Origin of the sequence: Bacillus methanolicus MGA3, assembly GCF_000724485.1 — a bacterium.
Lineage (GTDB): Bacteria > Bacillota > Bacilli > Bacillales > Cytobacillaceae > Bacillus_Z > Bacillus_Z methanolicus_A.
The window spans coordinates 2403219-2427676 of record NZ_CP007739.1; the positions used below are offsets into that span (position 1 = coordinate 2403219).

Consider the following 24458-nt stretch of genomic DNA (forward strand, 5'->3'; position numbering starts at 1 on the left):
AGAGCTCCTCCTCTTTCGCTTTATCCCGCACGAACGTGCAGTAGTATGATCCTCACTTATATTTAGGGGAGAAAAGAACCCCAGAATGTGTTTTCTCTCGTTAATAGTGTTTTTACTCGCGTTAAGGTTAAAGAACCCCACTGATGGAAGATTCACTCTATGGCAATTGAATTTGTTTATTTTCTTTTGATTCCTTGTATAGAATAATCGTATTTCCAATGATTTGAACGATGTCTGCACCTGTACCCTCTGCAAGCTGATGCGCAACCGTATTCTTATCATCTTCGCAATTTTGCAGGACACTGATTTTCATCAGTTCTCTTGCTTCAAGAGCATCGAAAACTTGTTTGATCATATTTTCATTTACACCAGCTTTTCCTACTTGAAAAATAGGATTCAGATGGTGTGCTTCAGAACGTAAAAATCTTTTTTGTTTTCCCGTTAACATTTTTTTCCTCCCAGATGTTTCAATACATTTTGTTTCATTCTTACCGTATCGGGAAAGATGCCAGTCCATTTTTCAAAAGCGAGCGCTCCTTGAAAAACGAACATATCCAAGCCGTTTTGGGTGCCTGCTCCTCTTCGTTTAGCATCTCGCAATATTGCAGTTTCAAGCGGATTATAAATAATATCACTTACAAAAGCGCCAGTACCCAGATTCTCAAGCGACAATGGAGAATCATCAATGTTCGGTGACATCCCTACCGACGTTGTTTGGATAATAAGGTTATAACTGCTTAACCTTTTTTCGGCTTCTTCCCTTGTATATATGTTTGACTGAACAGTAAATGGACATGACTCTATAAGCTGCGCTGCTTTTTCAGCTGTCCGATTACAAAAATCAATATGCTTTACACCTGCATGTGCCATCGAATAAAAGATCGCTTTTGCTGCGCCGCCTGCACCGATGATGAGGACTTTCGTGCTGTCCGAAACGGTAAATTTTCTTTTAAGGCCTTCTAAAAATCCATGTCCGTCTGTATTGTATCCAATCAGCTTGCCTTCTTCATGAACAACCGTATTCACAGCCCCGATGGCTTCTGCCAATGGATCAATTTCATCCAAAAAAGTCATGATTTCCGTTTTATGAGGAACGGTTACATTAAATCCTGAACAGTTAATCGCCTTTAACCCTTGAACAGCTGCCCCAAGATCACCCCTCTTAACATGAAAAGGGTGATAATGAGCATCAATTCCGTAAACCATAAATAAATCATTATGCATCACAGGCGACATCGAATGGGAAATCGGATCCCCTATAACCCCAAATAATTTCTTCACAGCCCTTCTCCTCCCCATACAGACTTTTTGATTAGATAAGCGACTTTCTTAGCATAACATGTACACCTTTTGGAACGTAGGCAGCTACTTTTGCTCCCGGTTCATTGGCGGTTACCCAACCAAGTCCCGAAAAGACAATATCTGTTTTCCCTTCCTTAATCATAAATTCATGGCGTACAAGTTTTGGGAACGAATCTAATTGTTCTTTACGAGGCGGAGAAAGCATTTCACCTACATGGTTGTTGTACAATTCAGAAGCTTTCTCTAATTTGGTGCGATGAACAATAAGCTCATTAGAAAGATAGCATGTAAATGACCGTCTTCCGCCCGTCAAATAATCAAAGCGTGCCAACCCACCAAAAAATAAGGTTTGTCCTTCATTTAATTGATAAACTTTTGGTTTAATCTCTTTCTTTGGGGTAATGATTTTTAAGTCACGTTTATCCACATAATGGGCCATTTGGTGATGATTAATAATGCCGGGCGTGTCCATTAAAAATTTACCATCATCAAGCGGTATTTTAATGATATCAAGCGTCGTTCCCGGAAAATGGGAAGTTGTAATCAAATCTCCTTCTCCGGTGACTTCTTTAATCATTCGATTAATAAAAGTTGATTTGCCGACGTTTGTACAGCCTACAACATACACGTCTTTCCCTTGCCTGTATTCATCTATTGCAGCAGCCGTTTCCTTTATGAAATGTCCTTTCGCTGCACTTACAAGGAAAACTTCTTCGGGTTTTAGGCCGAGCTCTCTCGCTTCTTGCTTCATCCAATGAATCAGTTTATTATGTTTAACCGATTTCGGCAGTAAATCTACTTTATTGCCAACGAGCAAAATCTTATTGTTGCCTGCAAACCGGTGCAATCCCGGAAGCCAGCTTCCATTAAAATCAAAAATGTCAACGATTTTTACGATTAATGCATCACTTTTTCCGATCTCATTTAATATTTTAAGAAAATCATCATCAGTCAAGTTGACATCCTGAACTTCATTATAATGTTTTAATCGAAAACAGCGCTGACATATCACTTGTTCTTTTTCTAAAGCTGATTTCGGTGCATATCCTAACTCTCTCGGGTCTTCCGTTTGGATCTTCACCCCGCAGCCGATGCATAAATATTTTTCGTCACTCACAAATTAATCCTCCCATGTTAACAAGCCTTTTTTTCTGAACCAGCTGAGAATGATTCTTTCAACTTTTCTGTTAAATCGTGTGAAAAATCCATCAGTAGACGCAACCGGAACTACTAAAATCGTATAAAAACCGCTCCGATTGCCTCCTAACACATCTGTTAGCAGCTGATCTCCAATTACGACTGTCTCTTCCTTTTCCAAACCCATTTGCGCAAGCGCTTTTTCAAAAGCCCTCCCCATCGGTTTTCGTGCCTTATAAATAAACGGGATATTTAATGGATCAGCAAACAATTTTACCCGTTTCTCATTATTATTTGAAACGATCGTCACTGAAATATTATTTTTTCTCATATTATCAAACCATTCAATCAGCTTAGGAGTAGCAGAAGGTCGGTCCCATTCAACAAGAGTGTTGTCAAGGTCTGTAATGATCCCCTTCACTCCTTTTTCTTTTAAACTCTCAGGTGTTATTTCAAAAATACTTTTTACATGCTGATCTGGCAAAAAATGCTTTAACAAAATCGCTGCACCTCATTATTGTTAATCATACTATCAATCATACCGATATCATCATAACCAATTTAATCAGCCGTTTCAAAATGAATGTTTCATTTCCCAGTTGTTTGTGAAAAACCATTTCCTATTGGGATATTTCGTCAAAAATCACCAAAAATCAGGTACTGGAAACTAGAAAATAAAAATTTTTCGACAAACTCATAGATATTTCAACACTTGTGGATAACCTTATGCACATTATACATATTGAATTTTATACTATATTCCAAAATATAAACAACTTAATCACAGGTTATCCACTGAAAGTTGTGGATAAGAGAACGGTTGTTCTAGATGTTTTATTCTGATAGAGTAAGGGTACAACAAGGCAACTTACCATTATATGTGTTTCAAATTCGTTTAGAACCTGCTATTTTAAATTGGAGGTGAATGGCTGACATGCATAGACTGTCGGACGAATTACTAATTGAGTCATACTACAAGGCACTAGAATTAAACCTTAGCCAAGATTTTATTCGCCTCATTGAAAAAGAAATTAAACGGCGTTCATTGTCTCACAAAATTAAAGTGTCATCATAAATAAGTCCGACAGCGGGCTTTTTCTTTTTATTCAAAGACGTTGCAAAAAAGGATGGTGGCAATTGATCTTATTTTTCGCCATTTCATTCACAAGCTTTCTTTAAATATCCAATCTTTTCTCCAACTTTAATATGAAATGGCGGCTTGATTGATGGCAATATTTCAACAGAGTCTTTTTCAAACAATAAAACAACCGTTGAACCAAATGAGAAATAAGCTATTTCTTCACCTTTTATTAAATAATCCTTATTGTGAATAGTTTCAATTGAATTTACAAACATAGCTCCAACTTTAACCAGTGCCATCATTCCTGAAGTATGCTCAATTTCCGTAATCTTACGGAAGTTTTTCGATAAAGGAGCTTTACCATATTTTAATCCAAGTGTATTTACAGGATATGATTTGTTTCCGAGTGTCCATTGATTCGTTATTTTCCCGGTAACCGGACTGTGGATGCGATGATAATGACTCGGGCTTAAATAAAAAATCATATAAGTACCATCGACGTATTTGCTTAATGAACCATTATTGCCCAGCATCTCAGAAATCGAGTAGATCTTACCCTTCACTTTAATCATTTTTTCAGATGAAATATTGCCGACATCTTCGATTACAGCATCAACCGGGCTTGCAATTGACAAATCATCCGGATCAATTTGCCTGCTTCCTTCTTTTAATTTACGGATAAAGAAATCATGTAGAGTCGGATATTCATTCAATGCTTTTTCAATTTCTTGCACATTTATTTGATAAACTTTAGCAAACGATGGAACAATAAAACGGCTTGCCTTCGAGCCGGCAAATTTTTTTAAAAGATTTGATGTCCATCTTCCGTTTGTAAGCTCAATAAACAAGCGATAAATTCTTGAAATCAACAAGATTACCTCCAACTTGTGTTGAAATACTCTTTACGTACAGTCATAAAAAGCTTAAAATAAAGTATTATTATATAATATAATTAAAAGGTTAACTTCCTTCTTATATCAAGGAGTGAAAAAAATGTTTTTATCTGACGTTCTTGATCAGACGATCAAAAAAATAAAAGCACAAACAGCCAACGTTTTAACGTTAACAAATTTGGCGTTAGGCGGTTTTGCGATTATTACAGGAATAAATCGCAACTTAAATTTAAGTTTGCTTCTTATTTTTGTTGCCGCTCTTGCTGACCGTTTTGATGGAATGGTGGCCAGAAAGTTCAATATTGAATCTGAACTCGGCAAACAACTGGATTCTATGAGTGATATTATATCATTTGGAGTTGCACCTGCACTATTATTGTATAAAGGAATTTTATTTGAATTTGGAGCTCCGGGAACCTTCTTTACTGTTTTTTATATTGGCTGTGGAGCATTTCGTTTAGCACGCTTTAACATAAGTGAAAACAACGGATTTTTTACCGGTCTTCCTATAACGGCAGCGGGATGCTTGGCAACATTAAGCTTTCTAGTTATTCCGTATTTTCCGCCGCAAGCATTCTTATTCCTAATGATCATCTTATCATTCTTAATGGTTAGTCCGTTTAAATTCAGGAAAGTTTAGTTCCGATAAACTCAGCGCCTTCATAAGGAGGGTGCTGTTTTTTTATTTACAAAAAAAAACGGCTACTTCGGCCGCCTAGTTGCTGTTCTTTCTTTTTTCTTTTTCTGCACGATAAAACTCATGGAACATTTTCATTAATGCCCTCTTCTCAATTCTGGAAACATAACTTCTCGAAATCCCGAGCTCTTTCGCAATCTCCCGCTGTGTTTTTTCTTTTTGAAGATCTAAACCGAAACGGCCGACAATCACTTCTTTTTCCCGTTCATCTAAAACATCAATGTATTCTTTTACTTTTTCAAGTTCCATATTCAATTGGATTGTATCTATTACATCTTCAGATTCTGATTTTAGGACATCAATCAGTGAAATTTCATTTCCCTCTTTATCCTGTCCTATCGGGTCATGTAATGAAACATCCTTTTTCGTCTTTTTTAACGCACGAAGATGCATTAAGATTTCATTCTCGATACATCTTGCTGCATACGTGGCAAGTTTCGTTCCTTTTCCTTCGGAGTAGCTCTCAATCGCTTTAATTAAACCGATTGTGCCTATTGAAATAAGATCTTCTGAATCCTCACCGGTATTTTCAAATTTTTTCACAATATGAGCGACCAGCCGCAAATTGTGCTCAATCAACATATTGCGGGCAAGTGTATCACCTTCAGCCATCAACCGCAAATATTTGCGTTCTTCTGCGGCTGACAGCGGTTGAGGAAAGGCATTGTTTTTTACATACGAGACTAGGAAGACAATTTCCTTTATTAAGTAACCAAGTGCCGTTAAAATTCCGGACATTTATTCCACCCCCGCTTTATAGGAATTTCGCCTATAACTAATTCCTATGTAAAACAAAGGTTGATTGTGTCTGTCCGAATGAATTAAATTCCACATATAATTAGTTCAAATGAAAAAAGCACCAGCCAGCTTTTGGTTGATGCTTGCTTTTGTCAGGAAAGCAGCCTTTTATGTTTTAAGCTTCTGCAGTAACTTCTGCTGAAATAATGCATCCAATTGTCCCAGTAATGATGAGTGCCATAACGATCATAAACATTGTCTACACCCCTCTTAAAATGTTCGAGTTCTAATCCAAATTTACCATATTTCCAAGTGAATGAACCTAGAGGGATGTGAACATTTTGTTACTCTTGCCATATGAATATGCTGCCGGCTTCCATAAAAAATAGAAAAAACGCCCTAAATGTTGCAGGGCGTTTTATTTTTTAATTAAATATTCCTGGCCCTCTTCCATCTCCATTAGCCTTGATTGACATCGGCTTGATAAAATGAAAAACATAACAGAGTTTGCCAGGAATCCGGTTGAAGCTGCCATCCTGATATATAAATCCGCCATCACTTTTGTCGCTGACGGTATCACTACTCCTAAATAAAAAAAAGCGCCAACTGCTAGCAGAACAACTGCAAAACGTTTATAATCAACCATTTTTTCATATAACTTCTTCGCGTTATGATTCATTTCTACACCACCTGCGCTTTCTTTTAGTCTCTCATTCTACATTAACATAATTAGCAGTTTCATAGGTGATGTAATAACTAGCACGGATGGAAACGATTGAAAAACAGATCTCCTTTCTAAAAAAGGCCTTCTATCAATTATTTATTTAATGCTTGCTCTAAATCCTCAATTAAATCATCCACATCTTCCAGGCCGACCGAAATGCGAACTAAACCGTCCGTAATTCCGAGTTCCGCACGCCGCTCTGGAGGGATTGAAGCATGCGTCATCTTCGCAGGTACAGATATTAAGCTTTCTACTGCTCCAAGACTTTCAGCCAATGTAAAATATTGAAGATTTCGAAGGAGCGTATCAGCTTTTTCCTCACTTCCAACATCGAAAGAGACCATTCCTCCAAATCCACCGCTTTGTTTTTTGGCAATATCATGATTTGGATGTGATTCAAGTCCTGGATAATATACTTTCTTTACAGCCGGATACTCCTGAAGAAATTGTACAATTCTCCTTGTAGATGCTTCGTGTTCTTCCATTCGGACTCCGAGTGTTTTAATTCCTCTCATTAACAGCCATGAATCATGCGGCCCTAACACTCCTCCGGTAGAGTTCTGAATAAAGTGCAGCTCTTCTGCCAATTTGTCACTGTTTACAACAACAAGTCCAGCAACAACGTCGCTATGGCCGCCAAGGTATTTTGTTGCACTATGAAGAACGATATCCGCTCCCAAGTTTAGCGGCTGCTGCCAGTATGGTGTTGAAAATGTATTATCAACAATCGTCAACAAATGATGCTTTTTGGCTATTTCAGACGCGGAAGCGATATCAGTAATTTTTAGCAAAGGATTCGTCGGTGTTTCAATATAGATGGCCTTCGTATTCGGCTTGATTTCTTTTTCAATGTTTTCAAGACTGCTTGTATCGACAAATGTACTGTCAATTCCAAATCGGTTTAAGACTTTTGACATAACCCGATATGTACCCCCGTATACATCATCGGTTAAAAGTATATGGTCCCCGCTGTTAAACAGCATCATGACCGCAGTAATGGCCGCCATCCCGGAACCAAACGCAAAACCAGCTTTACCGCATTCTAAATCTTTAATAAGCTCTTCAAGTGCAAGGCGTGTTGGATTTCCTGTCCGTGAGTATTCAAAGCCTTTATGGCCGCCAATCCCTTCTTGTTTGTATGTGCTCACTTGATAAATAGGCACTGAAACAGCACCTGTTAACGGATCGCCTGAAATTCCGCCATGAATAAGTTTTGTCTTTTTGCGCACTTAAATCCCTCCTTGATAAATCTTCTTGCTTAAATAACGTTCGCTTCCATCAGGGAAGACCACGACAATATTCGTACCTCGTTTAGCTATTTTCGCTTCATCCAGTGCCGCTTTCATTGCAGCTCCTGATGAACTTCCGACAAGCAGTCCTTCTTTCGCAGCCAGTTCTTTCACAAGGTGAAACGCATCTTCATCGGAAACAGTATGAATTGCATTAAAATAAGATGTATCCATATATTCCGGCAAAAACTCCATTCCAATCCCTTCTGTTTTATGAGGGCCTGGTTCACCGCCATTTAAAATTGAGCCTTCAGGTTCAACGATGACGGTTTTAATCTCTGGATTTTTCTCTTTTAAGTAGCGCGCTGTCCCCATAAATGTCCCGCCGGTTCCCGCACCTGCAACGAATACATCTATCTGCCCATCCATTTGCTCCCATATTTCAGGACCGAGCGTCTTATAATATGTTTCCGGATTAGCAGGATTGGCAAATTGCTGCGGACAATACGATCCAGGAATTTCTTTAAGGAGCTCTTTTGCTTTTTCAATCGCGCCTTTCATACCTTCACTTGTCGGAGTATGAACAATTGTTGCTCCCAATGCTTTCATAAGTTCTTGTTTTTCAAGGCTAAATTTTTCAGGCACACAAAAAATAACGTTGATGCCTTTATTTATTGCAGCAAGTGCAAGTCCAATGCCGGTATTTCCGGCTGTCGGCTCAATTAATGTACCGCCGTCTTTTAATTTCCCGCTTTCAAATGCATCCTTAAGAAGCTCTAGTCCTAGACGGTCTTTTACACTTCCTCCCGGATTCAAAAATTCTAATTTTGCAAACAGCCTGACTCCTTCAGAAACCTGAAAGCGGGTAAGCTCCACAATTGGGGTATTTCCGATTAATTCATGTACATTTTTGTAAACCTTCATTTTTCTCCCTCTGTTTAAATTTTCTTTTTTATTGAGGAAACAATTTTCATAACAAGTGCAGCTGAATTAGCTGCGGCTTTTTCCAAATATTGTTCAAATGATACACTTGACTCTTTTCCGGCAATATCAGATAAGGAACGAATCACAACAAAAGGGCAGCCAAACTGGTAAGCAACTTGGGCAATTGCCGCCGCTTCCATTTCAACTGCTTGAAGGCCGGTAAATTTATTCCGAATCACTTCGACTCGTTCAGGGTCATTCATAAAAGAATCTCCGGTAGCAATTAAGCCTTTCACTACTTGTATATCCTTGATTTCTTTAGCAGATGTCTCAGCAATCTGTACTAATTTATGATCTGCTTCAAATGCAGCAGGCAATTGAGGGACCTGGCCATATTCATATCCGAATGCTGTTACATCGACATCATGATGGCGCACTTCGGTTGAAATGACAATATCTCCGACATTCAGCTCAGGATTTAAACCGCCAGCAGATCCTGTATTAATAACATAATCTGGTTTAAATCTTTCCAAAAGAATGGAAGTGGACATAGCTGCGTTTACCTTTCCAATACCAGAGCGCAATAAGACAACACTTACTCCGTCCAAGATCCCGGAGGTATACTCGCATCCGGCAATTATTTCAACACTCCGTTCTTCCATCTTTTCGCGCAATAAAGCTACTTCTTCTTCCATGGCACCGATTATTGCTATTTTCATCATTTGACCTCTTTCTTAAAGTTTTTCAGCCTCCATAATCCAGACAAAGTCATTGAATTGCTCAAAGTTAGCTGAGAATCCGTTTTCCTCAAGCATGTTTCTTAATTTTGGAATGGTTGTATAGTATTCTCTTTGCAAATCTTCGGCCAGATTATGAAAACCTTTCGATAATGCATCTGCAATCGCTTTTTTATAAGCATCTTCAGATTCATACATTGTATCGGCAAACACTATTTTACCACCCTCTCTAAGAAGGTTTCCATAGTCTGCAATCGCCTGGCGCTTTTCCTCGTCTGTTAAGTGGTGAAATGCATAAGTGCTGACAATTGTATCAAAAGAATTGTCTTTGGGGTAATTTAGAAAATCACCATCAACGATTTCCGCCTTATTACCGAGCTTTTCGAACGCAATTTTTCTCATAGAAGGAGAAGGCTCAATTCCGGTAACCGTTAGACCTTTCTCTAAAAGCTTCAGGGTAAGATTTCCGGTGCCTACACCAAATTCCAGTACATGACCGTTAGCCCGCTTCGCTACTTCTCCAAGAATTTCTTCGTAATGTAAAAATACTTCCTTATATTCTTCATCATGACCAGTCACGCTTGAATCGTAAGAATCAGCCCAATGTTCAAACAGCTCAATAAATTCTTTCCCCATTTATTCCACGCTCCATATTATGACTTATAATTCCTATGAGTATACTATGATTTAATATGTAACTTGTTCTCAATTTATCATATTGAACCCCTTTTAATCAACTAATTGCTTGATAGAAACATTAGACAAAAATAAAATGAAATGGGAGTTATGACGAAAGGAGAATGCAGAGTGGATTTTCAAATTGATATGATCGAAGACAAAGTAGAATTCTTTGAAGCATCTGATTTGAAAACATTGGAAAAAAAGATAAATGAACAGATTGAAGTTAATAAAGCAATTTTACTTTCAGTTCATTCCGTTTCCCATCAAATGCAATTCGACGAAAACGGCCGTCCATATTATTCAGCCGTTGTGCATTTTAAAGCCAAAAAATAAGAGGATGGTTATCCATCCTCTCCGCAATTTTGGTTGACTTTTTCTATTACCTCTGCAGTTCTTCTACCTTAACAGGCTTCCATCCTTGTCCGTCTACCCACTCAATATACACCCTGTATTTTCGTTTGTCGCTTTTTGAAGATACTGTACCGACTGATTTATTAGGTCCGTTATTACCTAAAAACCATACGGTCATGTTGCTCTGTTCGATTCCGGTAGCATAAGAAATGGCCCGGAGCATTTCTTGCCAATCGACTGAGCTTTCATCATAAACAGCAGCCGGATGTTCTCCCGCTTGCGAGGTGCCAACTGGCTTCCAGTTAGGGTTTACGATCGTCTCCTTTACATCAGGGCTGCTGCCTCCTTGCTTTACAACAGGTTCGCTCTCACCAGTTGAAGAGTCATCTTCTTTAGCTGAAAGTTGATCTGATTCTTTTTCAGAATCTGACTCATTTTGACTTTCTTTCTTGTATTCTGCATATTCATTATTTTTCTTACGTTTGGAAACGGCTCCATCATGTTTTTCTTTAATGTTTTCGGTTCTATGTTCCTGTTTGCCGGCTGCTTTTTCATCATTTCCTCCAAAGAAAATATTGAAGGAAACGATAATAATAAGAATGATCACTATTCCAATTAAGCTATTTAGAATTAGATTTGTTTTACGTCTCTTTTCCCGAATTTTTGCCCGGGAAACGTATTCATTTTCAAATCCACCTTTCAAAAGAGTCCCCTCCCTTTTATAAGGATGTCAACATTCTATCATGTCTTAAAGGAAACATGAAGAAATTTAACATAAACGTAATAAAGAGAACAGGGTCAAAGGTTCGGATTTTTCGAACCATGATCATAGTCATAGATCGCTTTTACCATATCAGCAAATAGAGGATTTACCCCTCCTGTGTTTTCATATACTCCGAGATTAACTGTTACGAGTGCATATTTAGGGTTTTTATAGGGAAAGTACCCTGCAAACCATTTATTGTGAAGCTGTTTGCCATTTTCATAAATGGCTGTTTCAGCTGTGCCTGATTTACCGGCAACCTCATATGGAAGATTTTGAAACCATCTTCCGGTTCCGTTTTCATTGACAACAACTTCCCGCAGCAATTTCTGAAGTTTCATCGCTGTATAAGGAGCGATTGTTTTTCCTTTTAAAACTTTTTTTGGAAATTCAAGCATCTTCGTACCATTTTTATATTCAATTTCTGTAGCCACTCGAACCATTTCCTTTTTTCCGCCTCTTGCAATTGTTGCCATCATGTTTGCAACTGCGAGCGGGGTGGCACGTACTTCATGCTGTCCAATCCCTGAAAGAGCAACAAAATTATTATCTTTTTTTTCATCTTCTGTCAAAAAGACTCTCCCAGCATCTTCATCTTTAAGTTGTTTAAAATTTTCAAAGTGATAAATGTCTCCTTCCCATCCGGTCTTTCCGATTAAAGAAAGCCGCTCGGCATAATCTTCTAAAATATTGGGATCAATATTTTTTAATTCTTTAGAAATCGTTCCAAACGTATTATTGCAGCTTCTCGCAAAGCTTTCCTTAAAATTAAGCATCCCATACCGGTATTTATCATCAGGCTTACCGTTTATTTTCTTGTTGCAGTCAAACATTCTCGAGGGGTTATCAAGATCATAATCAATAGCTGCTGCGGCAACTGCTGTTTTAAAAACAGACCCGATAATCTGCTGTTTCAGCATCCTATTTGTAATTGCGTTTTGATCATACGGATTATTTTTGTTTATGCTGGGACGGGATACCATTGCAAGGACACTGTTTGATTTAATATCCAGTAATACAAGCCCGCCATTTTTTATACCATGTTTATCGACAAGATTTTCAGCAATGGATTGCAAGTCCTTATCAACTGTCGTTTTTATATTTACTGGATAAAATGGATTAGCCGGTTCTACATACTTCACATTTATGCCAAAGAGCGGAGCGCCATCTCCATCAACATGAAATACAAGCTTCGATTTTCCTTCAGGCAGCAAAAATTCATCGAAACTTTCTTCCAGCCCTGAAATTCCTATAAGTGTACGCGGTGACAAGTCTTTATCAGGGTATCTTTTTTGCAATTCAGATGGATTTTCCCCAGTCAGCCCAAGTAATTGTTCTCCAAGCGTATTCTTAAATTCATTTTTTCTCTCTACGCCAAAAACACCTGGAATTTTTAAAGCATTGATTTCCTCCATCTGGGCGGTAGTAAGCTTCATAGGTTCAGGATCGCCAAATACAAAAGGTTCTTTTGCTGATTCCACTGCCCTGACAAGCATATTTTTAGATACATGAAGAATACGAGCCACTTCCTCTGCATTCCAGTCCATTTTTTTCAGAAATGGAAACAAGATTAGAACAGGAATTTTTTCATAGTTGATTGGTTTTCCGTTTCGATCAACAAAATTTCCCCTGCCATTATCAATGACCATTTCCTGTGTTCTTTGCTCAACACTTGCTTCATATAGGTTTATCTTATGTTTTGAAAAGCTTTCAGTTTGGAATAGCTGAAGTTGCATAAGCCTTCCCATCAAGAGTCCTATAATAGTTAAACATATAATGATCCAGAATTTCGCCCGTTTTCTCCTCATAAAAAACACCTCGTCAAAAAGTGTTGACGAAGTTTCTCAATTTCAAACTTAAAGAATAACAAAAGGCGCAAACACCACGTTTTAGCCCCGATAAAGAAGACTTGGCGATTGCCCCGTGGAGCCTGATAAATGCAAAAACGCCTGCATATTGCAGGCGTTACGCATATTTTTTATTTAATTGATATGATCCGAACGTTCATTTCTCCACCTGGAGTTTGAACCGTTACTTCTTCGCCAACTTTGCGGCCAAGTAAGCTTTTGGCAATCGGCGAATCATTTGAAATCTTGCCTTCAAACGGATCAGCTTCTGCGCTTCCGACTATTGTATAAGTTTCTTCATCGCCATCCGGAAGCTCAACAAATGTAACAGAGCGTCCTAAGGTTACTGTATCGCTCGCCATTTCATCTTCTTCGATAATTTTTGCATTTCGAATCATATTTTCCAAAGTTGTAATACGGCCTTCAACAAAAGCCTGCTCTTCTTTAGCTGAATCATACTCTGAGTTCTCTGAAAGATCACCGAAGCTGCGAGCAATTTTGATGCGTTCAACTACTTCTTTTCGTTTTACCGTTTTTAAATGTTCAAGTTCCTGTTCTAATTTTTCTTTCCCAGCTTTTGTCATTGGAAATACTTTCTCTGCCAAACCATTCACTCCTTCTAGTATTCACACAATCCCCCATAAGATTGTGTAATCATTTTATTTAGATGTACTTGCTTTAACGCAAATACACAGGAGCGCGACCGCGCGTAGTTAACTAATGTTAATGTGATTTAATAATATTATTGCTATTGTTTCATAAAAATGATTTTTGTTCAAGAATTGTTTGAATTTTTGTGACCATTAAATCAATCGCCACAAAATTGTGGCCGCCTTCCGGAATGATAATATCAGCATAGCGCTTCGTCGGCTCAATAAATTGATTGTGCATTGGCCGGACTACATTGACATATTGTTCGATTACAGATTCCAATGTCCGCCCCCGCTCTTTAATATCCCGAGTGAGCCTTCTAATAATCCTAAGATCAGCATCTGTGTCCACAAAAAGCTTAATATCCATTAAATTGCGGAGACGTTCGTCTTCGAGCACCAGAATTCCCTCTAGAATTATCACATCTTTCGGTTCAACTCGGATGACTTTATCAGAACGCGTATGAATTGAATAATCATAGACAGGTTTTTCAATTGGCTCATAATTTATAAGCTTTTTAAGATGCTCAATTAACAAATCATTATCAAAAGCAAGCGGATGGTCGTAATTGGTCTTTAGGCGTTCTTCAAAAGGCAAATGGCTTTGATCTTTATAATAATAATCTTGCTCAATCAGTAAGATGGAATGCCCTTTGAAGTGTTCATAAATAGATTTGGTCACACTTGTTTTTCCAGAGCCGGAACCACCGGCAACACCAATCACAACAGGTTTGCGTTTCATGGTGTTAAATCTCCTTTCGCATCATGTTGTATGGGTAAACCGGCTTATTTACCTTGAACTTAACAATTTGAAGCGGATGGCGAGCTGCATCAAGCTCATTACCGTATTCATCCCAAATTTTATCAATTACTTGTGTAAAGTTTTCGATTTCCGGTCCGAAAAATTCTACCTCTTGTCCCGGTTTAAAATGATTGCGCTGTTGCAAAGTAACCATTTGTGTCTCAGAATCATAATCCAAAACCAGGCCAACAAAGTCAAACTTTGTCTTTTTGCCATGATTTCCAAACATTTGTTCTTTATACCCGGGAATTCCTTCAAAAAAGGCCGGCGCTGTATCTCGGTTTGCGCACTTATCGAGTTCTTCAAGCCATTCTTGTTTGATGACAAAATGATCTGGGTCAGCACAATAAGCATCGATCACTTTTCTGTATACACTTGTGACTGTCGCTACATAGTGAATCGATTTCATGCGGCCTTCGATTTTTAAGCTGTCAATGCCCATTTCAATCATCTTAGGGATTGATTGAATCAGTTTCAAATCTTTCGGGCTCATTGTAAATGGTGTATCTCCATCATTAAACAAAGGAACTTCATGATCGCCTTCCAATTTATAAAGATCATAATCCCAGCGGCATGACTGGCAACAGCCCCCACGGTTCGAATCCCGCGCTGTCATATGATTGCTCAATGTACAGCGTCCTGAATAAGCGATGCACATTGCCCCATGAACAAACGTCTCAATTTCAATATCAACTTTTTCTTTTATTTCACGGATTTCTTCTGCGCTTGTTTCACGGGCAAGCACAACGCGTTCAAGCCCTTCTTCTTTCCAAAATTGCACTGCTCTCCAGTTTGACAAAGATTGCTGCGTGCTTAAATGCACTTCAATTTCTGGAGCAATCCGGCGGCATGTTTCAATAATGAGTGGATCGGCAACGATTATTCCGTGGATTCCGGCTTCCTTTAACCCCATAAAATATTCTTCAAGGCCGTCTATATTTTCATTATGGGCATAAATATTGGTAGTTACATAAATTTTTGCCCCATATTTTTTTGCAAATTCAACGCCTTCTTTCATTTCTTCAAATGTAAAATTGTCCGCATTTGAGCGCAAACCGTATTCCTGTCCTCCGATATACACGGCATCGGCGCCATAACGGACAGCAATTTTCAGTTTTTCTAAATTTCCGGCCGGTGCGAGGAGCTCAGGTTTTTTCACGATCACGCGTTTTCCGTTGACAATTTGTGAAATGCGGTCTTTCACTGCTGTCATAACGCATCCCTCCCTTTAGTAAACGGTTTCTTTAAAGAAAAATCCTGTGTCAAGAGGACGGTTAGCGGGTTGAATTTCTTCAATTCGGGCCAACAGGTCATCTTTCACTTCTTCATATTGATCAACATCTTCAGCACAAAGGTCAATTGCTTTTCTATATAATTTCGTGACTTCAATAATATAGTCAGGAGTTTTTAAGATCCCATCAATTTTAAAAGAATCAATACCTGCTGCAATCAAATCCTGCAGTTCATCAATGATGCAAATGTCGTTCGGACTCATAATATGAGTGCCGTTTTCATCTTCAAAAATCGGATATTTGTTGTCTCTTTCCTTATCGTACAAAAACATATTCTTTTCCTGTTTGCGATTTTCAATTTCCATCACTTTGCCCTGGTATTCAAAATAATTTCCTATAAGAGAGCGTTTGGATTGGAACATCGCCGTCATGCCGTGAACTTGAACTTCGATCTCAACCTCAGCATGTTCTTTTATTTCGATAATCGCATCCATATTAATTTCCCGAGCCAGTACAGCTCGTTTCGCACCTTTTCTTCCCCAATAATTACACGTATACCAGTTCGTTGCAGTTGTTTCCGTATTCCAATGCAACTTCATGTCAGGGGCAGTTTCACGTACAGCCATTAACACAGCCGGATCTCCAAAAATGATGGCATCTGCATTTGCTTCCTTTAAAAATCGAACATAGTCATTAAGCTCATCCACTTTATCATTATGAAAAATGGCATTCATGGAGACATATACTTTTTTTTTCTTTGAATGAGCAAGTTCTATCGCTTTTTTCACATCTTCTCTCGAAAACTCGCCAGCAAGGCGTAAGCCGTACCGCTGTTCTCCAACCACAAAAGCATCTGCGCCTGCTTCAGCAAGAGGAATAATATCATTCACGCTCGTCGGCGTCACTAATAATTCTGGTTTTTTCATTGGTTTCACCTCTTCTTACTTATCGCTATCCCGTCACCAACCGGAAGAATGATGGTATGAAAATCCGGATGACCCATGAGCCAGCGGTTAAATTGGTCAATTTTTTTTACAAGACTGCGTATACGTTTATTTTCAATGTCCTTTTCACATACCAGCCCTTTAAATAGAACATTGTCGGTTACAATGATTCCTTTTTCATTAAGAAAAGGAGAGTAGATGTTAAAAAAGTTCTGATATTGTCCTTTTGCTGCATCGATAAAAATAGCATCATACGGACCAAGAGCTTTTATTTCATCCCCTGCCTCAAGTGCATCACCTTTAATCATAGTAATTTGCGAATCTTTTCCGGCTTTTTTAATATACTTTTCTGCAAGGGCAAATTTCTCGGCATCCCTTTCAATTGACACGATCTTCGTATCTGGCAGCGCGAAAGCCATTCTTAATGCCGAATACCCAATTGCTGTACCCACTTCAAGAATCGTTTTCGGCTCTTGAATCCTAAAAAGCTGCAGCATTGCTTCCATACCGAGAATCTCCATGATCGGCACTTGATTCTTTTTCGCAAATTGCTCCATTTCCGCCAATATTTGAGGACGTTCCGGAAGCAATTGCTCTATATAACCGTGCAGCTTATTATCTTCCAAGCTGCTCTCACCTCTATCCTTCCTAAAAGCATTGTTGCTATTAGATCGATCTTTTAGACATGAAAAAATAGCGCTCACAGAAGGATTAAGCTCAAAAAGAAAGCTCTTTTACCAGCGCGAAAGCTGAAATCCTTAAGGTCCGTGGGTAACGCTATTACAGTGTATATTTATATACTTGAACCATTTTAACATAAATGCCGGGGGAATGCGAATTTTTCTCGCTTCCCCCTCACAAAATTTTAATTTTTGGTAATATGTTCAGCCTTTGCTTTATTATGCTCAGAAAGCGTTTTTGTAAAAATTACGTCTCCGTCAGCTGTCGCAAGAAAATACAAAAAGTCAGTTTTTTCCGGATTAAGGGCGGCTTCAATTGACATTGTACCAGCATTGGCGATCGGTCCAGGCGGAAGGCCTTTATGTTTGTAGGTGTTATATGGAGAATCAACTTCCAAATCTTCATAAAGAACCCGTTCTTGATGCTTCCCTTTTGCATACAGAACTGTCGGATCCGTCTGAAGCGGCATACCTGATTTGATCCGGTTATAAAATACACTTGCGATTCGGTCACGGTCTGCTTTTTTCGTTGCTTCTTCTTCAATAAGGGAAGCCATCGTTAATAATTGATGGACTGAATACCGCTTTTCTTTTATTTGTCCGGCATATTCTTGTAAAACAGATTTTGTTTTATCAATCATTTCTGTGGCAATTTCTTCAACAGTCGGATTTTCCTTATAAAAATAATAAGTTGCCGGGAATAAATATCCTTCAAGTGGATATTTGACATTTTTATTTAGTATATCGTTTGTTAAAATATCAGGATACTTTGCCATCATCGCTTTTATGAAGCTTTTATCATTTAATTTCTTAAAAACTTCTTCTTCCTTCTTGTTTGTTTTTTCGGCAATAATGCTTGCAATCTCTTTTAGTTGTTTTCCTTCAGGAATTGTAATCTTTAAAACAACTTTCTTCATGGCCTTTCCGGTTTTTAATCTTTCAATAATTTCCGGAATGCTCATTGATGGTTTCAATTTATAATCCCCAGCCATGAATCCTGTCTCATTTTTTAATTTTACATAATACTTAAACACTCGGGCATCTTTTATGATTCCGTTATCCTCTAATATTTGTGCGATTCCGCTTACTGAAGAACCGATGGGAATTTCAATTATTTTTTCCGTTTTGCTGTCAGGATCAACTGGTTTTAATGCAGACTTTATATAAAAATACCCGCCTACAGTTACTCCTCCAACAATAAGAAATAATGCGATTGCAATAATGAACACGATTTTTCTGACGATTCTTGCTTCAGATTGCAGTTCCAGCAGTTTTTGGTGAATGATTTCTTTTTTTGTCTCTTTCTTTTCCGATGACATCCTTCCTGTTCCCCTCCATATATCAAGGGTTTGCTATGAAAATATAACCCCTATTTCAATCCTTATTTAAGTTCCAGTAAAACAAGCGCTTCCATTTAAATAACATCTGAACCATTATACTATACTTTTGTTAAAAAATTCGACAGCTATATTTGACCACATCTATGAGAACTTTGTCAAAAAGGCACAAAAAACCGGCTCCCTCACCGGGGGCCGGTTTTTCGCAATTATTCCTCGTCATCCTGCTCTTCAAGGAAGGTATTAAAAACTTCTTCAATCATATCCCATTCTTCTTCGGTTTCAATCGGCATCAATTCCCCTTCTTCGTTTTCTTGACCGGGAATGAAGGCAGAGGCATGAATTTCGATTTCATCATCATCATCTCCATCTGCGCCTATCGGGTAGTAAAGCACATATGATTTCCCGAATTCTTCTGAATCAAATGTAAATAAAACTTCGCAAAGCTGCTCATTGCCTTCTTCATCAATTACTGTAATATTGTTTTCACCATGATTCATCTTTTTCACCTCTTAACGTATACTATCCAGATATCCTTGCAAAATCATGGATGCCGCCATTTTATCAATGACTTTTTTGCGTTTTTTTCGGCTTACATCAGCTTCAAGTAATACGCGTTCAGCAGCCATTGTCGTTAAGCGTTCATCCCATAGAATGACCGGTATGCCGAACCTTTTTTCTAATTCGCTTGCGTAATATTTGCTTGCCTCTCCCCGCGGACCTATCCTTCCATTCATATTTTTCGGCAGTCCGACAACGATTTTTCCAACATCATTCTCTTTTATTATTTTTCCAACCTCGTCAAAACCAAACTCATTTTCATCTTCATTAATTTTGATCGTTTCAAGCCCCTGTGCTGTCCAGCCAAGCTCATCACTCAGTGCAATACCAATTGTTTTTGAGCCGACGTCAAGACCCATTATACGCATAATTATCCCTCTTTATGCTGTTTTAAGTACGATTTTACCAGTACTTCGATGATTTCGTCGCGTTCAAGCTTTCGGATAATATTTCGCGCATCTTTGTGCCTTGGAATATATGCCGGATCCCCTGAAAGCAGGTAGCCGACAATTTGATTAATCGGGTTATATCCCTTTTCCTGAAGGGCTTCATAAACTTGTAAAAGCACTTCATTTACGCCATGTTCAAAAGGCTCTTCAGGAAAATCAAACCTCATTGTTTTATCAAAGGAGCTCATCTTATGCACCTCGCTTCATGGTTACCAGCGCATATTGGCAAAAAAAGCCGCACTGTTAACGGTTACCTATATTTTACACTAGTTTAACCTGATATCAAACGGATTTTATCCATTCTTCTACAAATTGAAGAGCTCCGTCCACCTTATTCGGATCTTTTCCGCCCGCTTGAGCCATATCAGGACGGCCTCCACCTCCGCCTCCGCAGCGAGTCGCTACTTCTTTTACGAGTTTGCCTGCATGGTATCCTTTTTCGATTAAATCCTTTGTTACCCCGGCAATAATATTGACTTTTCCATCATGAACACTTGCAAGAACGACGATTACAGAACCAAGCTTTTGCTTAAGGTCATCTGCCATATTGCGTAAGTTGTTCATATCAGCTGCCTGAACTTTTGCAGCAATATACTTTACGCCGTTTACTTCTTTCGCACTAGAAGCAAGGCTTCTAGCTTCAATATTCCCCAATTTTGCGGAAAGCGATTCATTTTCACGCTGGAGATGCTTGATTTCTGCTAGCAATGCATCAATTCTAGCAGAAACATCACGCGGATTTGTTTTTAATTTGCTTGCAGCTTCTTTTAGAATGCCAATTTGCTCGTTCAATAATTGGTAAGCAGCCTCGCCTGTTACCGCTTCAATCCGTCGCGTTCCTGCTCCAATGCCGCTTTCAGAAACAATTTTAAATAAACCTATAACAGAGGTATTCGGAACGTGGCACCCTCCGCACAGTTCTAGGCTGTAATCCCCTACCTGAACAACACGGACAATATCGCCGTATTTTTCGCCGAAAAGGGCCATAGCTCCCATCGCTTTTGCTTCATCAATTGGCTTATATTCAATTTCAACGTCGATATTTCTCCATATCTTTTCATTGACAATTGTTTCAATTTTCTCTAATTCTTCAGACTTAATTTGGCCAAAGTGTGAAAAGTCAAAGCGAAGCCTGTCCGGTCCGACGAAAGAACCTGCCTGATTGACGTGGTCCCCAAGAACATCTTTTAATGCCTGGTGCAGCAAATGAGTCGCTGTATGATTTTTGATAATCTTGCCGCGTTTTTGCTCATTGATGACAGCTCTTACAAGCTGACCTTTTTTAAGGACTCCTTGCTTCACTACCGCACGGTGCAAATGCTGTCCGTTAGGCGCTTTTTGTACATCCTCTACTTGTACTAATAGACCATTTGAGACGATTGTGCCTTCATCTGCTATTTGTCCTCCGCTTTCTGCATAAAAAGGAGTGACATCCAGTATGAATTGAACTTCGTCTCCGACTGTTGCTTCATCAACGAGCTGTCCATCCTTCACGATTACAAGAACGGTAGCATCTGTTTCAAACTGGTCATACCCTATAAACTTGCTTTCTTCCTTAATGTCGCCCAAAACCCCTCCTTGAACTTGCATGGATCCTACATCTTGGCGAGCAGAACGGGCGCGCTCACGCTGATTTTCCATTTCTTTTTCAAAACCTTCGTGGTCAATTTCCATGCCTTCTTCTTCTGCATATTCTTCGGTAAGCTCAACAGGGAATCCATACGTGTCATACAGCCGGAAGACGTCTTCACCTGAAATGATGCTGCTGCCTTTTTCTTTCTCTTTCTTGATCACACTTGCCAAAATCGCTAAACCCTCATGAAGAGTTTCATGGAATCGTTCTTCCTCATTTTTGATAACCTTTTGAATAAATTCAACTTTTTCTTGGACTTCCGGGTAGTAATCATTCATGATTTCGCCAACTGTCGGAACAAGTTCAAACATAAACGGACGATTAATATTAATATGCTTTGCAAAGCGAACAGCACGGCGCAGCAATCTTCTTATAACATATCCTCTTCCTTCATTAGAAGGCAATGCTCCGTCGCCAACTGCAAATGTAACGGTTCGGATATGGTCTGCAATCACTTTAAAAGCTACGTCTTTTTCTTTATCTCGACCATATGTTTCACCGGAAATTTTTTCAGTTGCTTTAATAATCGGCATAAATAAATCAGTGTCAAAGTTGGTAGGGACATTTTGAACAACAGATGCCATCCGCTCAAGACCCATTCCGGTATCAATATTCTTTTTCGGAAGCGGTGTGTATGTACCATCAGGATTATGGTTGAATTCAGAAAAAACAAGGTTCCAAACTTCTAAATAACGGTCATTTTCACCACCTGGAAATAATTCAGGATCATTCGGATCATCTCCGTATTCAGGGCCCCTGTCATAGAAGATTTCTGTATTAGGTCCACTTGGCCCTTCGCCGATATCCCAGAAGTTCCCTTCAAGACGAATAATTCTGTCTTCCGGAATACCTATTTTTTTATTCCAAATTTCATATGCCTCATCATCCTCAGGGTGAACTGTTACGGATAATCGATCCGGATCAAACCCAATCCATTTTTGATCTGTTAAAAACTCCCAAGCCCATTCAATAGCTTCTTCTTTAAAATAATCACCGATTGAAAAGTTGCCAAGCATTTCAAAAAACGTATGGTGGCGGGCAGTTTTTCCTACATTTTCAATATCATTCGTTCTAATGGATTTTTGGGCATTTGTAATCCTGGGATTTTCAGGAACAACCCGGCCATCAAAGTATTTTTTCAATGTTGCAACACCACTGTTAATCCAAAGAAGTGAAGGGTCATCATGTGGAACAAGTGATGCACTCGGTTCGACAGCATGACCTTTCTCTTTGAAAAATTCGAGAAACATTCTGCGGATTTCAGAACCGGATAAATTTTTCATTCAGCAACAACTCCTTTTCTAAAAACTTAGTTGGATTATCTTCACAACACAAAAAGCCCTCATCCCCTGACAGGGACGAGAGCTGAACTCGCGGTACCACCCTGATTATGGAAACACCAAAATGCTTCCATCTCTCTAAATACCTTAACGCGGTTAAACGGCAGGGGTTAGCTGCACTCCGGATTAGCTTTCTGTTGCCCTTCATCTGGAATTCCTTTCAGCCCTGGGGAATTCCTCTCTTCCATGCAAATGCATTCAGATGGACTGCAACATACTTGATCCTTCTTCATGTTTTCATCTATACCTATAGCCGAATTATATAGAGCTGAAATAACTTTGTCAATCTTACTTATTCATTCGGCCTTGTTTCCATTTCACAATTTACTTTTATAAAGTGGTCTTTTGCGTGCAATAAGGCAACTTTTAAAATTGCCAACACAGGAACTGCAAGAATCAATCCCATTATACCGCCTACTTCTCCGCCAGTAAGCAATGCAAATATAATCATTATAGGATGCATATGGAGACTTTTTCCTACGATCAGCGGCGATAGAATATTCCCTTCTAAAAATTGCAGTGAAAAAACGATTATGAAGGCTATTACCGCCATTTTAACAGACATGGTAGCAGCGATCATAACAGCCGGAACCGCACCAATAATGGGGCCGAAATATGGAATAACATTAGTTAACCCAACAATTAATCCAAGAAGCAAAGGATACTTAATGCCGGTAATCCAAAACAATAATGCTGCAATGGAACCAATAATTGCGCAAACAAGCATCTGCCCTCGAATGTAACTGCCTAGAGATTTATCAACATCCTTCAAAAATAATATCCCTTGCTGTCTCCATTTTCTCGGAGTTAAATACCAAACTGCTTTTTTCATTACATCATAATCTTTTAGCATATAAAAAACGATGAAAGGAATGATTGAGATTATAAAAAGAGAATTCACGATATTGACGAGACTGTTTAATGTTTTTGACAGGATCCGATCCATTTTATTCTCAAAAGCTAAAATGCCGCTGTCAATCTTTTCTTGAAATCCGTTTGGCCATGCATTTGTCTTGCTTTGTATTCGTTCAATCCATGATCTGTATTGCTCAGCTACTTCAGGAGCATGTTCTGTTAAATCTTTTAATTGTAAAATGATTGCGGGAATAGCTTTGTAAAGTGCAAAACCTACTCCGCCAAAAAATAAAATGTAAATAATGACAATGGCAACTCCCCTGTGAAGCCCTGTTTCATGAAGTTTTTCAACTACAGGATGAAGCAAATAAGTAATAAACGATGCAATAATAAAAGGGGTTAATACTATTAACACGATTTTAACAACCGGCACCCATACTTCTTGAAGTTTTAAGAATACAAAGATTACAACAAACAAGAGAAGGAGGAAACCAAGCCGGTAGAACCATTTCATTTTAATATCCAAATAAATCCCCTCCTAATTTTATTGTTGTTTGCCGAAGAAGATTTATTCATAATAAAAAGCAAAGGGTCAGACCCCTCCAATACAATATATAGACAAACATTCTATATATTGACATTGTTTGATAGAGTCAGACCCTTATAAGTTAACCTCTAGATCGTTGTTTTTCATATAGCCGGATCGTTATTTTTCTTTAAGAAAACACTTTTGTGATTCGTTTCTGCATATTTTTTATTTTTCGATTGGAGATCATATTGTTTTTCTGAGCATAATTATAGACAGCCATACCAGCGCCTAATGCAATCACTGATGTCAACATTTTATTCATATTATTTTTCACCCCATCCG

Annotated in this window: 28 protein-coding genes; 3 read left to right on the plus strand and 25 right to left on the minus strand. The window is 38.7% G+C overall.

Features of this window, described 5'->3' with window-relative positions; genetic code table 11:
- Positions 1-157: 157 nt before the first annotated feature.
- Genes yhbY through BMMGA3_RS11685 form a run of 4 tightly spaced genes read right to left on the minus strand, consistent with a single transcriptional unit; the run spans position 158 to position 2938 of the window.
- Positions 158-448, minus strand: coding sequence for a ribosome assembly RNA-binding protein YhbY (yhbY, locus tag BMMGA3_RS11670; RefSeq protein WP_004435877.1), 291 nt, complete (start codon positions 446-448; stop codon positions 158-160).
- On the minus strand, positions 442-1281 hold the full coding sequence (aroE, locus tag BMMGA3_RS11675; protein WP_004435878.1) for a shikimate dehydrogenase: 840 nt from the start codon (positions 1279-1281) through the stop codon (positions 442-444). Before aroE ends, yhbY begins: the two co-directional genes overlap by 7 nt.
- A 31-nt stretch (positions 1282-1312) precedes the next feature.
- On the minus strand, positions 1313-2419 hold the full coding sequence (gene yqeH / locus BMMGA3_RS11680) for a ribosome biogenesis GTPase YqeH (RefSeq protein ID WP_004435881.1): 1107 nt from the start codon (positions 2417-2419) through the stop codon (positions 1313-1315).
- Between the two features lie 3 nt (positions 2420-2422).
- The gene (locus BMMGA3_RS11685) at positions 2423-2938 is read right to left on the minus strand and encodes a YqeG family HAD IIIA-type phosphatase (protein WP_004435885.1); all 516 of its coding nucleotides are present in this window, start codon (positions 2936-2938) and stop codon (positions 2423-2425) included.
- A gap of 435 nt (positions 2939-3373) precedes the next feature.
- Between BMMGA3_RS11685 and BMMGA3_RS17485 the strand changes: the two genes are divergently transcribed.
- A complete protein-coding gene (locus tag BMMGA3_RS17485) occupies positions 3374-3514 on the plus strand; it encodes a sporulation histidine kinase inhibitor Sda (RefSeq protein ID WP_004435887.1) in 141 nt (46 codons plus the stop codon).
- An 83-nt stretch (positions 3515-3597) separates the two neighbouring features.
- Here the strand turns inward: BMMGA3_RS17485 and BMMGA3_RS11690 are convergent, their stop codons facing one another.
- Positions 3598-4389: a phosphatidylserine decarboxylase gene (locus BMMGA3_RS11690; protein WP_004435890.1), complete on the minus strand. Its 792-nt coding sequence runs from the start codon at positions 4387-4389 to the stop codon at positions 3598-3600.
- A gap of 124 nt (positions 4390-4513) precedes the next feature.
- Here BMMGA3_RS11690 and pssA point away from each other — a divergent pair, with 124 nt between their 5' ends.
- On the plus strand, positions 4514-5053 hold the full coding sequence (gene pssA, locus BMMGA3_RS11695; protein WP_004435894.1) for a CDP-diacylglycerol--serine O-phosphatidyltransferase: 540 nt from the start codon (positions 4514-4516) through the stop codon (positions 5051-5053).
- A 75-nt stretch (positions 5054-5128) separates the two neighbouring features.
- Here the strand turns inward: pssA and sigK are convergent, their stop codons facing one another.
- From sigK to BMMGA3_RS11725, 6 genes are all read right to left on the minus strand, one after another.
- Positions 5129-5848 (minus strand): RNA polymerase sporulation sigma factor SigK, encoded by a 720-nt coding sequence (gene sigK, locus BMMGA3_RS11700; RefSeq protein ID WP_004435897.1) that lies wholly within the window; start codon positions 5846-5848, stop codon positions 5129-5131.
- Between the two features lie 418 nt (positions 5849-6266).
- On the minus strand, positions 6267-6527 hold the full coding sequence (locus BMMGA3_RS11705) for a YrhC family protein (RefSeq protein ID WP_004435900.1): 261 nt from the start codon (positions 6525-6527) through the stop codon (positions 6267-6269).
- Between the two features lie 137 nt (positions 6528-6664).
- The gene (locus BMMGA3_RS11710) at positions 6665-7801 is read right to left on the minus strand and encodes a bifunctional cystathionine gamma-lyase/homocysteine desulfhydrase (RefSeq protein ID WP_004435902.1); all 1137 of its coding nucleotides are present in this window, start codon (positions 7799-7801) and stop codon (positions 6665-6667) included.
- The gene (cysK, locus tag BMMGA3_RS11715) at positions 7802-8725 is read right to left on the minus strand and encodes a cysteine synthase A (protein ID WP_004435904.1); all 924 of its coding nucleotides are present in this window, start codon (positions 8723-8725) and stop codon (positions 7802-7804) included.
- Positions 8726-8739: 14 nt separating this feature from the next.
- Positions 8740-9444, minus strand: coding sequence for a 5'-methylthioadenosine/S-adenosylhomocysteine nucleosidase (gene mtnN, locus BMMGA3_RS11720; RefSeq protein ID WP_004435906.1), 705 nt, complete (start codon positions 9442-9444; stop codon positions 8740-8742).
- Positions 9445-9459: 15 nt separating this feature from the next.
- A complete protein-coding gene (locus BMMGA3_RS11725) occupies positions 9460-10098 on the minus strand; it encodes a class I SAM-dependent methyltransferase (RefSeq protein ID WP_004435908.1) in 639 nt (212 codons plus the stop codon).
- Positions 10099-10248: 150 nt separating this feature from the next.
- Between BMMGA3_RS11725 and BMMGA3_RS11730 the strand changes: the two genes are divergently transcribed.
- Positions 10249-10476, plus strand: coding sequence for a YrzA family protein (locus BMMGA3_RS11730; RefSeq protein ID WP_412150332.1), 228 nt, complete (start codon positions 10249-10251; stop codon positions 10474-10476).
- Between the two features lie 46 nt (positions 10477-10522).
- On the opposite strand, the gene BMMGA3_RS11735 is transcribed toward BMMGA3_RS11730, so the two are convergent.
- The 14 genes from BMMGA3_RS11735 to BMMGA3_RS17490 form a co-directional block, all read right to left on the minus strand.
- A complete protein-coding gene (locus BMMGA3_RS11735; RefSeq protein WP_004435911.1) occupies positions 10523-11197 on the minus strand; it encodes a YrrS family protein in 675 nt (224 codons plus the stop codon).
- Between the two features lie 95 nt (positions 11198-11292).
- Positions 11293-13065: a peptidoglycan D,D-transpeptidase FtsI family protein gene (locus BMMGA3_RS11740; RefSeq protein WP_004435914.1), complete on the minus strand. Its 1773-nt coding sequence runs from the start codon at positions 13063-13065 to the stop codon at positions 11293-11295.
- Positions 13066-13235: 170 nt separating this feature from the next.
- Entirely contained in the window at positions 13236-13709 is a 474-nt protein-coding gene (greA, locus tag BMMGA3_RS11745) for a transcription elongation factor GreA (protein ID WP_004435916.1), read from the minus strand.
- 151 nt (positions 13710-13860) lie between these two features.
- Complete coding sequence (gene udk / locus BMMGA3_RS11750) at positions 13861-14496, minus strand: uridine kinase (RefSeq protein WP_004435918.1); 636 nt, start codon at positions 14494-14496, stop codon at positions 13861-13863.
- 4 nt (positions 14497-14500) lie between these two features.
- A complete protein-coding gene (locus tag BMMGA3_RS11755) occupies positions 14501-15769 on the minus strand; it encodes a peptidase U32 family protein (RefSeq protein WP_004435919.1) in 1269 nt (422 codons plus the stop codon).
- A 15-nt stretch (positions 15770-15784) separates the two neighbouring features.
- Complete coding sequence (locus BMMGA3_RS11760; protein WP_038502242.1) at positions 15785-16714, minus strand: peptidase U32 family protein; 930 nt, start codon at positions 16712-16714, stop codon at positions 15785-15787.
- Positions 16715-16719: 5 nt separating this feature from the next.
- Positions 16720-17358, minus strand: a complete 639-nt coding sequence (locus tag BMMGA3_RS11765) for an O-methyltransferase (protein WP_004435922.1) — start codon at positions 17356-17358, stop codon at positions 16720-16722.
- A gap of 239 nt (positions 17359-17597) precedes the next feature.
- On the minus strand, positions 17598-18731 hold the full coding sequence (mltG, locus tag BMMGA3_RS11770) for an endolytic transglycosylase MltG (protein ID WP_004435923.1): 1134 nt from the start codon (positions 18729-18731) through the stop codon (positions 17598-17600).
- Between the two features lie 227 nt (positions 18732-18958).
- A complete protein-coding gene (locus BMMGA3_RS11775) occupies positions 18959-19249 on the minus strand; it encodes a DUF1292 domain-containing protein (protein WP_004435926.1) in 291 nt (96 codons plus the stop codon).
- Positions 19250-19261: 12 nt separating this feature from the next.
- Positions 19262-19678, minus strand: coding sequence for a Holliday junction resolvase RuvX (gene ruvX, locus BMMGA3_RS11780; protein WP_004435929.1), 417 nt, complete (start codon positions 19676-19678; stop codon positions 19262-19264).
- A 2-nt stretch (positions 19679-19680) separates the two neighbouring features.
- Entirely contained in the window at positions 19681-19947 is a 267-nt protein-coding gene (locus BMMGA3_RS11785; protein ID WP_004435931.1) for an IreB family regulatory phosphoprotein, read from the minus strand.
- 94 nt (positions 19948-20041) lie between these two features.
- Positions 20042-22675 (minus strand): alanine--tRNA ligase, encoded by a 2634-nt coding sequence (gene alaS, locus BMMGA3_RS11790; protein ID WP_004435933.1) that lies wholly within the window; start codon positions 22673-22675, stop codon positions 20042-20044.
- A gap of 349 nt (positions 22676-23024) precedes the next feature.
- A complete protein-coding gene (locus BMMGA3_RS11795; protein WP_004435935.1) occupies positions 23025-24113 on the minus strand; it encodes an AI-2E family transporter in 1089 nt (362 codons plus the stop codon).
- A gap of 190 nt (positions 24114-24303) precedes the next feature.
- Positions 24304-24438: a YrzQ family protein gene (locus BMMGA3_RS17490; protein ID WP_004435937.1), complete on the minus strand. Its 135-nt coding sequence runs from the start codon at positions 24436-24438 to the stop codon at positions 24304-24306.
- Positions 24439-24458: the final 20 nt, after the last annotated feature.

Excerpts from the sequence above, each read along its gene's own strand:
- yhbY (WP_004435877.1), bottom strand. The coding sequence starts at position 448 with ATGTTAACGGGAAAACAAAAAAGATTTTTACGTTCTGAAGCACACCAT.
- BMMGA3_RS17485 (WP_004435887.1), top strand. The coding sequence starts at position 3,374 with ATGCATAGACTGTCGGACGAATTACTAATTGAGTCATACTACAAGGCA.
- pssA (WP_004435894.1), top strand. The coding sequence starts at position 4,514 with ATGTTTTTATCTGACGTTCTTGATCAGACGATCAAAAAAATAAAAGCA.
- sigK (WP_004435897.1), bottom strand. The coding sequence starts at position 5,848 with ATGTCCGGAATTTTAACGGCACTTGGTTACTTAATAAAGGAAATTGTC.
- BMMGA3_RS11705 (WP_004435900.1), bottom strand. The coding sequence starts at position 6,527 with ATGAATCATAACGCGAAGAAGTTATATGAAAAAATGGTTGATTATAAA.
- cysK (WP_004435904.1), bottom strand. The coding sequence starts at position 8,725 with ATGAAGGTTTACAAAAATGTACATGAATTAATCGGAAATACCCCAATT.
- mtnN (WP_004435906.1), bottom strand. The coding sequence starts at position 9,444 with ATGAAAATAGCAATAATCGGTGCCATGGAAGAAGAAGTAGCTTTATTG.
- BMMGA3_RS11725 (WP_004435908.1), bottom strand. The coding sequence starts at position 10,098 with ATGGGGAAAGAATTTATTGAGCTGTTTGAACATTGGGCTGATTCTTAC.
- BMMGA3_RS11730 (WP_412150332.1), top strand. The coding sequence starts at position 10,249 with ATGACGAAAGGAGAATGCAGAGTGGATTTTCAAATTGATATGATCGAA.
- BMMGA3_RS11740 (WP_004435914.1), bottom strand. The coding sequence starts at position 13,065 with ATGAGGAGAAAACGGGCGAAATTCTGGATCATTATATGTTTAACTATT.
- udk (WP_004435918.1), bottom strand. The coding sequence starts at position 14,496 with ATGAAACGCAAACCTGTTGTGATTGGTGTTGCCGGTGGTTCCGGCTCT.
- BMMGA3_RS11755 (WP_004435919.1), bottom strand. The coding sequence starts at position 15,769 with ATGACAGCAGTGAAAGACCGCATTTCACAAATTGTCAACGGAAAACGC.
- BMMGA3_RS11760 (WP_038502242.1), bottom strand. The coding sequence starts at position 16,714 with ATGAAAAAACCAGAATTATTAGTGACGCCGACGAGCGTGAATGATATT.
- mltG (WP_004435923.1), bottom strand. The coding sequence starts at position 18,731 with ATGTCATCGGAAAAGAAAGAGACAAAAAAAGAAATCATTCACCAAAAA.
- BMMGA3_RS11775 (WP_004435926.1), bottom strand. The coding sequence starts at position 19,249 with ATGAATCATGGTGAAAACAATATTACAGTAATTGATGAAGAAGGCAAT.
- ruvX (WP_004435929.1), bottom strand. The coding sequence starts at position 19,678 with ATGCGTATAATGGGTCTTGACGTCGGCTCAAAAACAATTGGTATTGCA.
- BMMGA3_RS11785 (WP_004435931.1), bottom strand. The coding sequence starts at position 19,947 with ATGAGCTCCTTTGATAAAACAATGAGGTTTGATTTTCCTGAAGAGCCT.
- alaS (WP_004435933.1), bottom strand. The coding sequence starts at position 22,675 with ATGAAAAATTTATCCGGTTCTGAAATCCGCAGAATGTTTCTCGAATTT.
- BMMGA3_RS17490 (WP_004435937.1), bottom strand. The coding sequence starts at position 24,438 with ATGAATAAAATGTTGACATCAGTGATTGCATTAGGCGCTGGTATGGCT.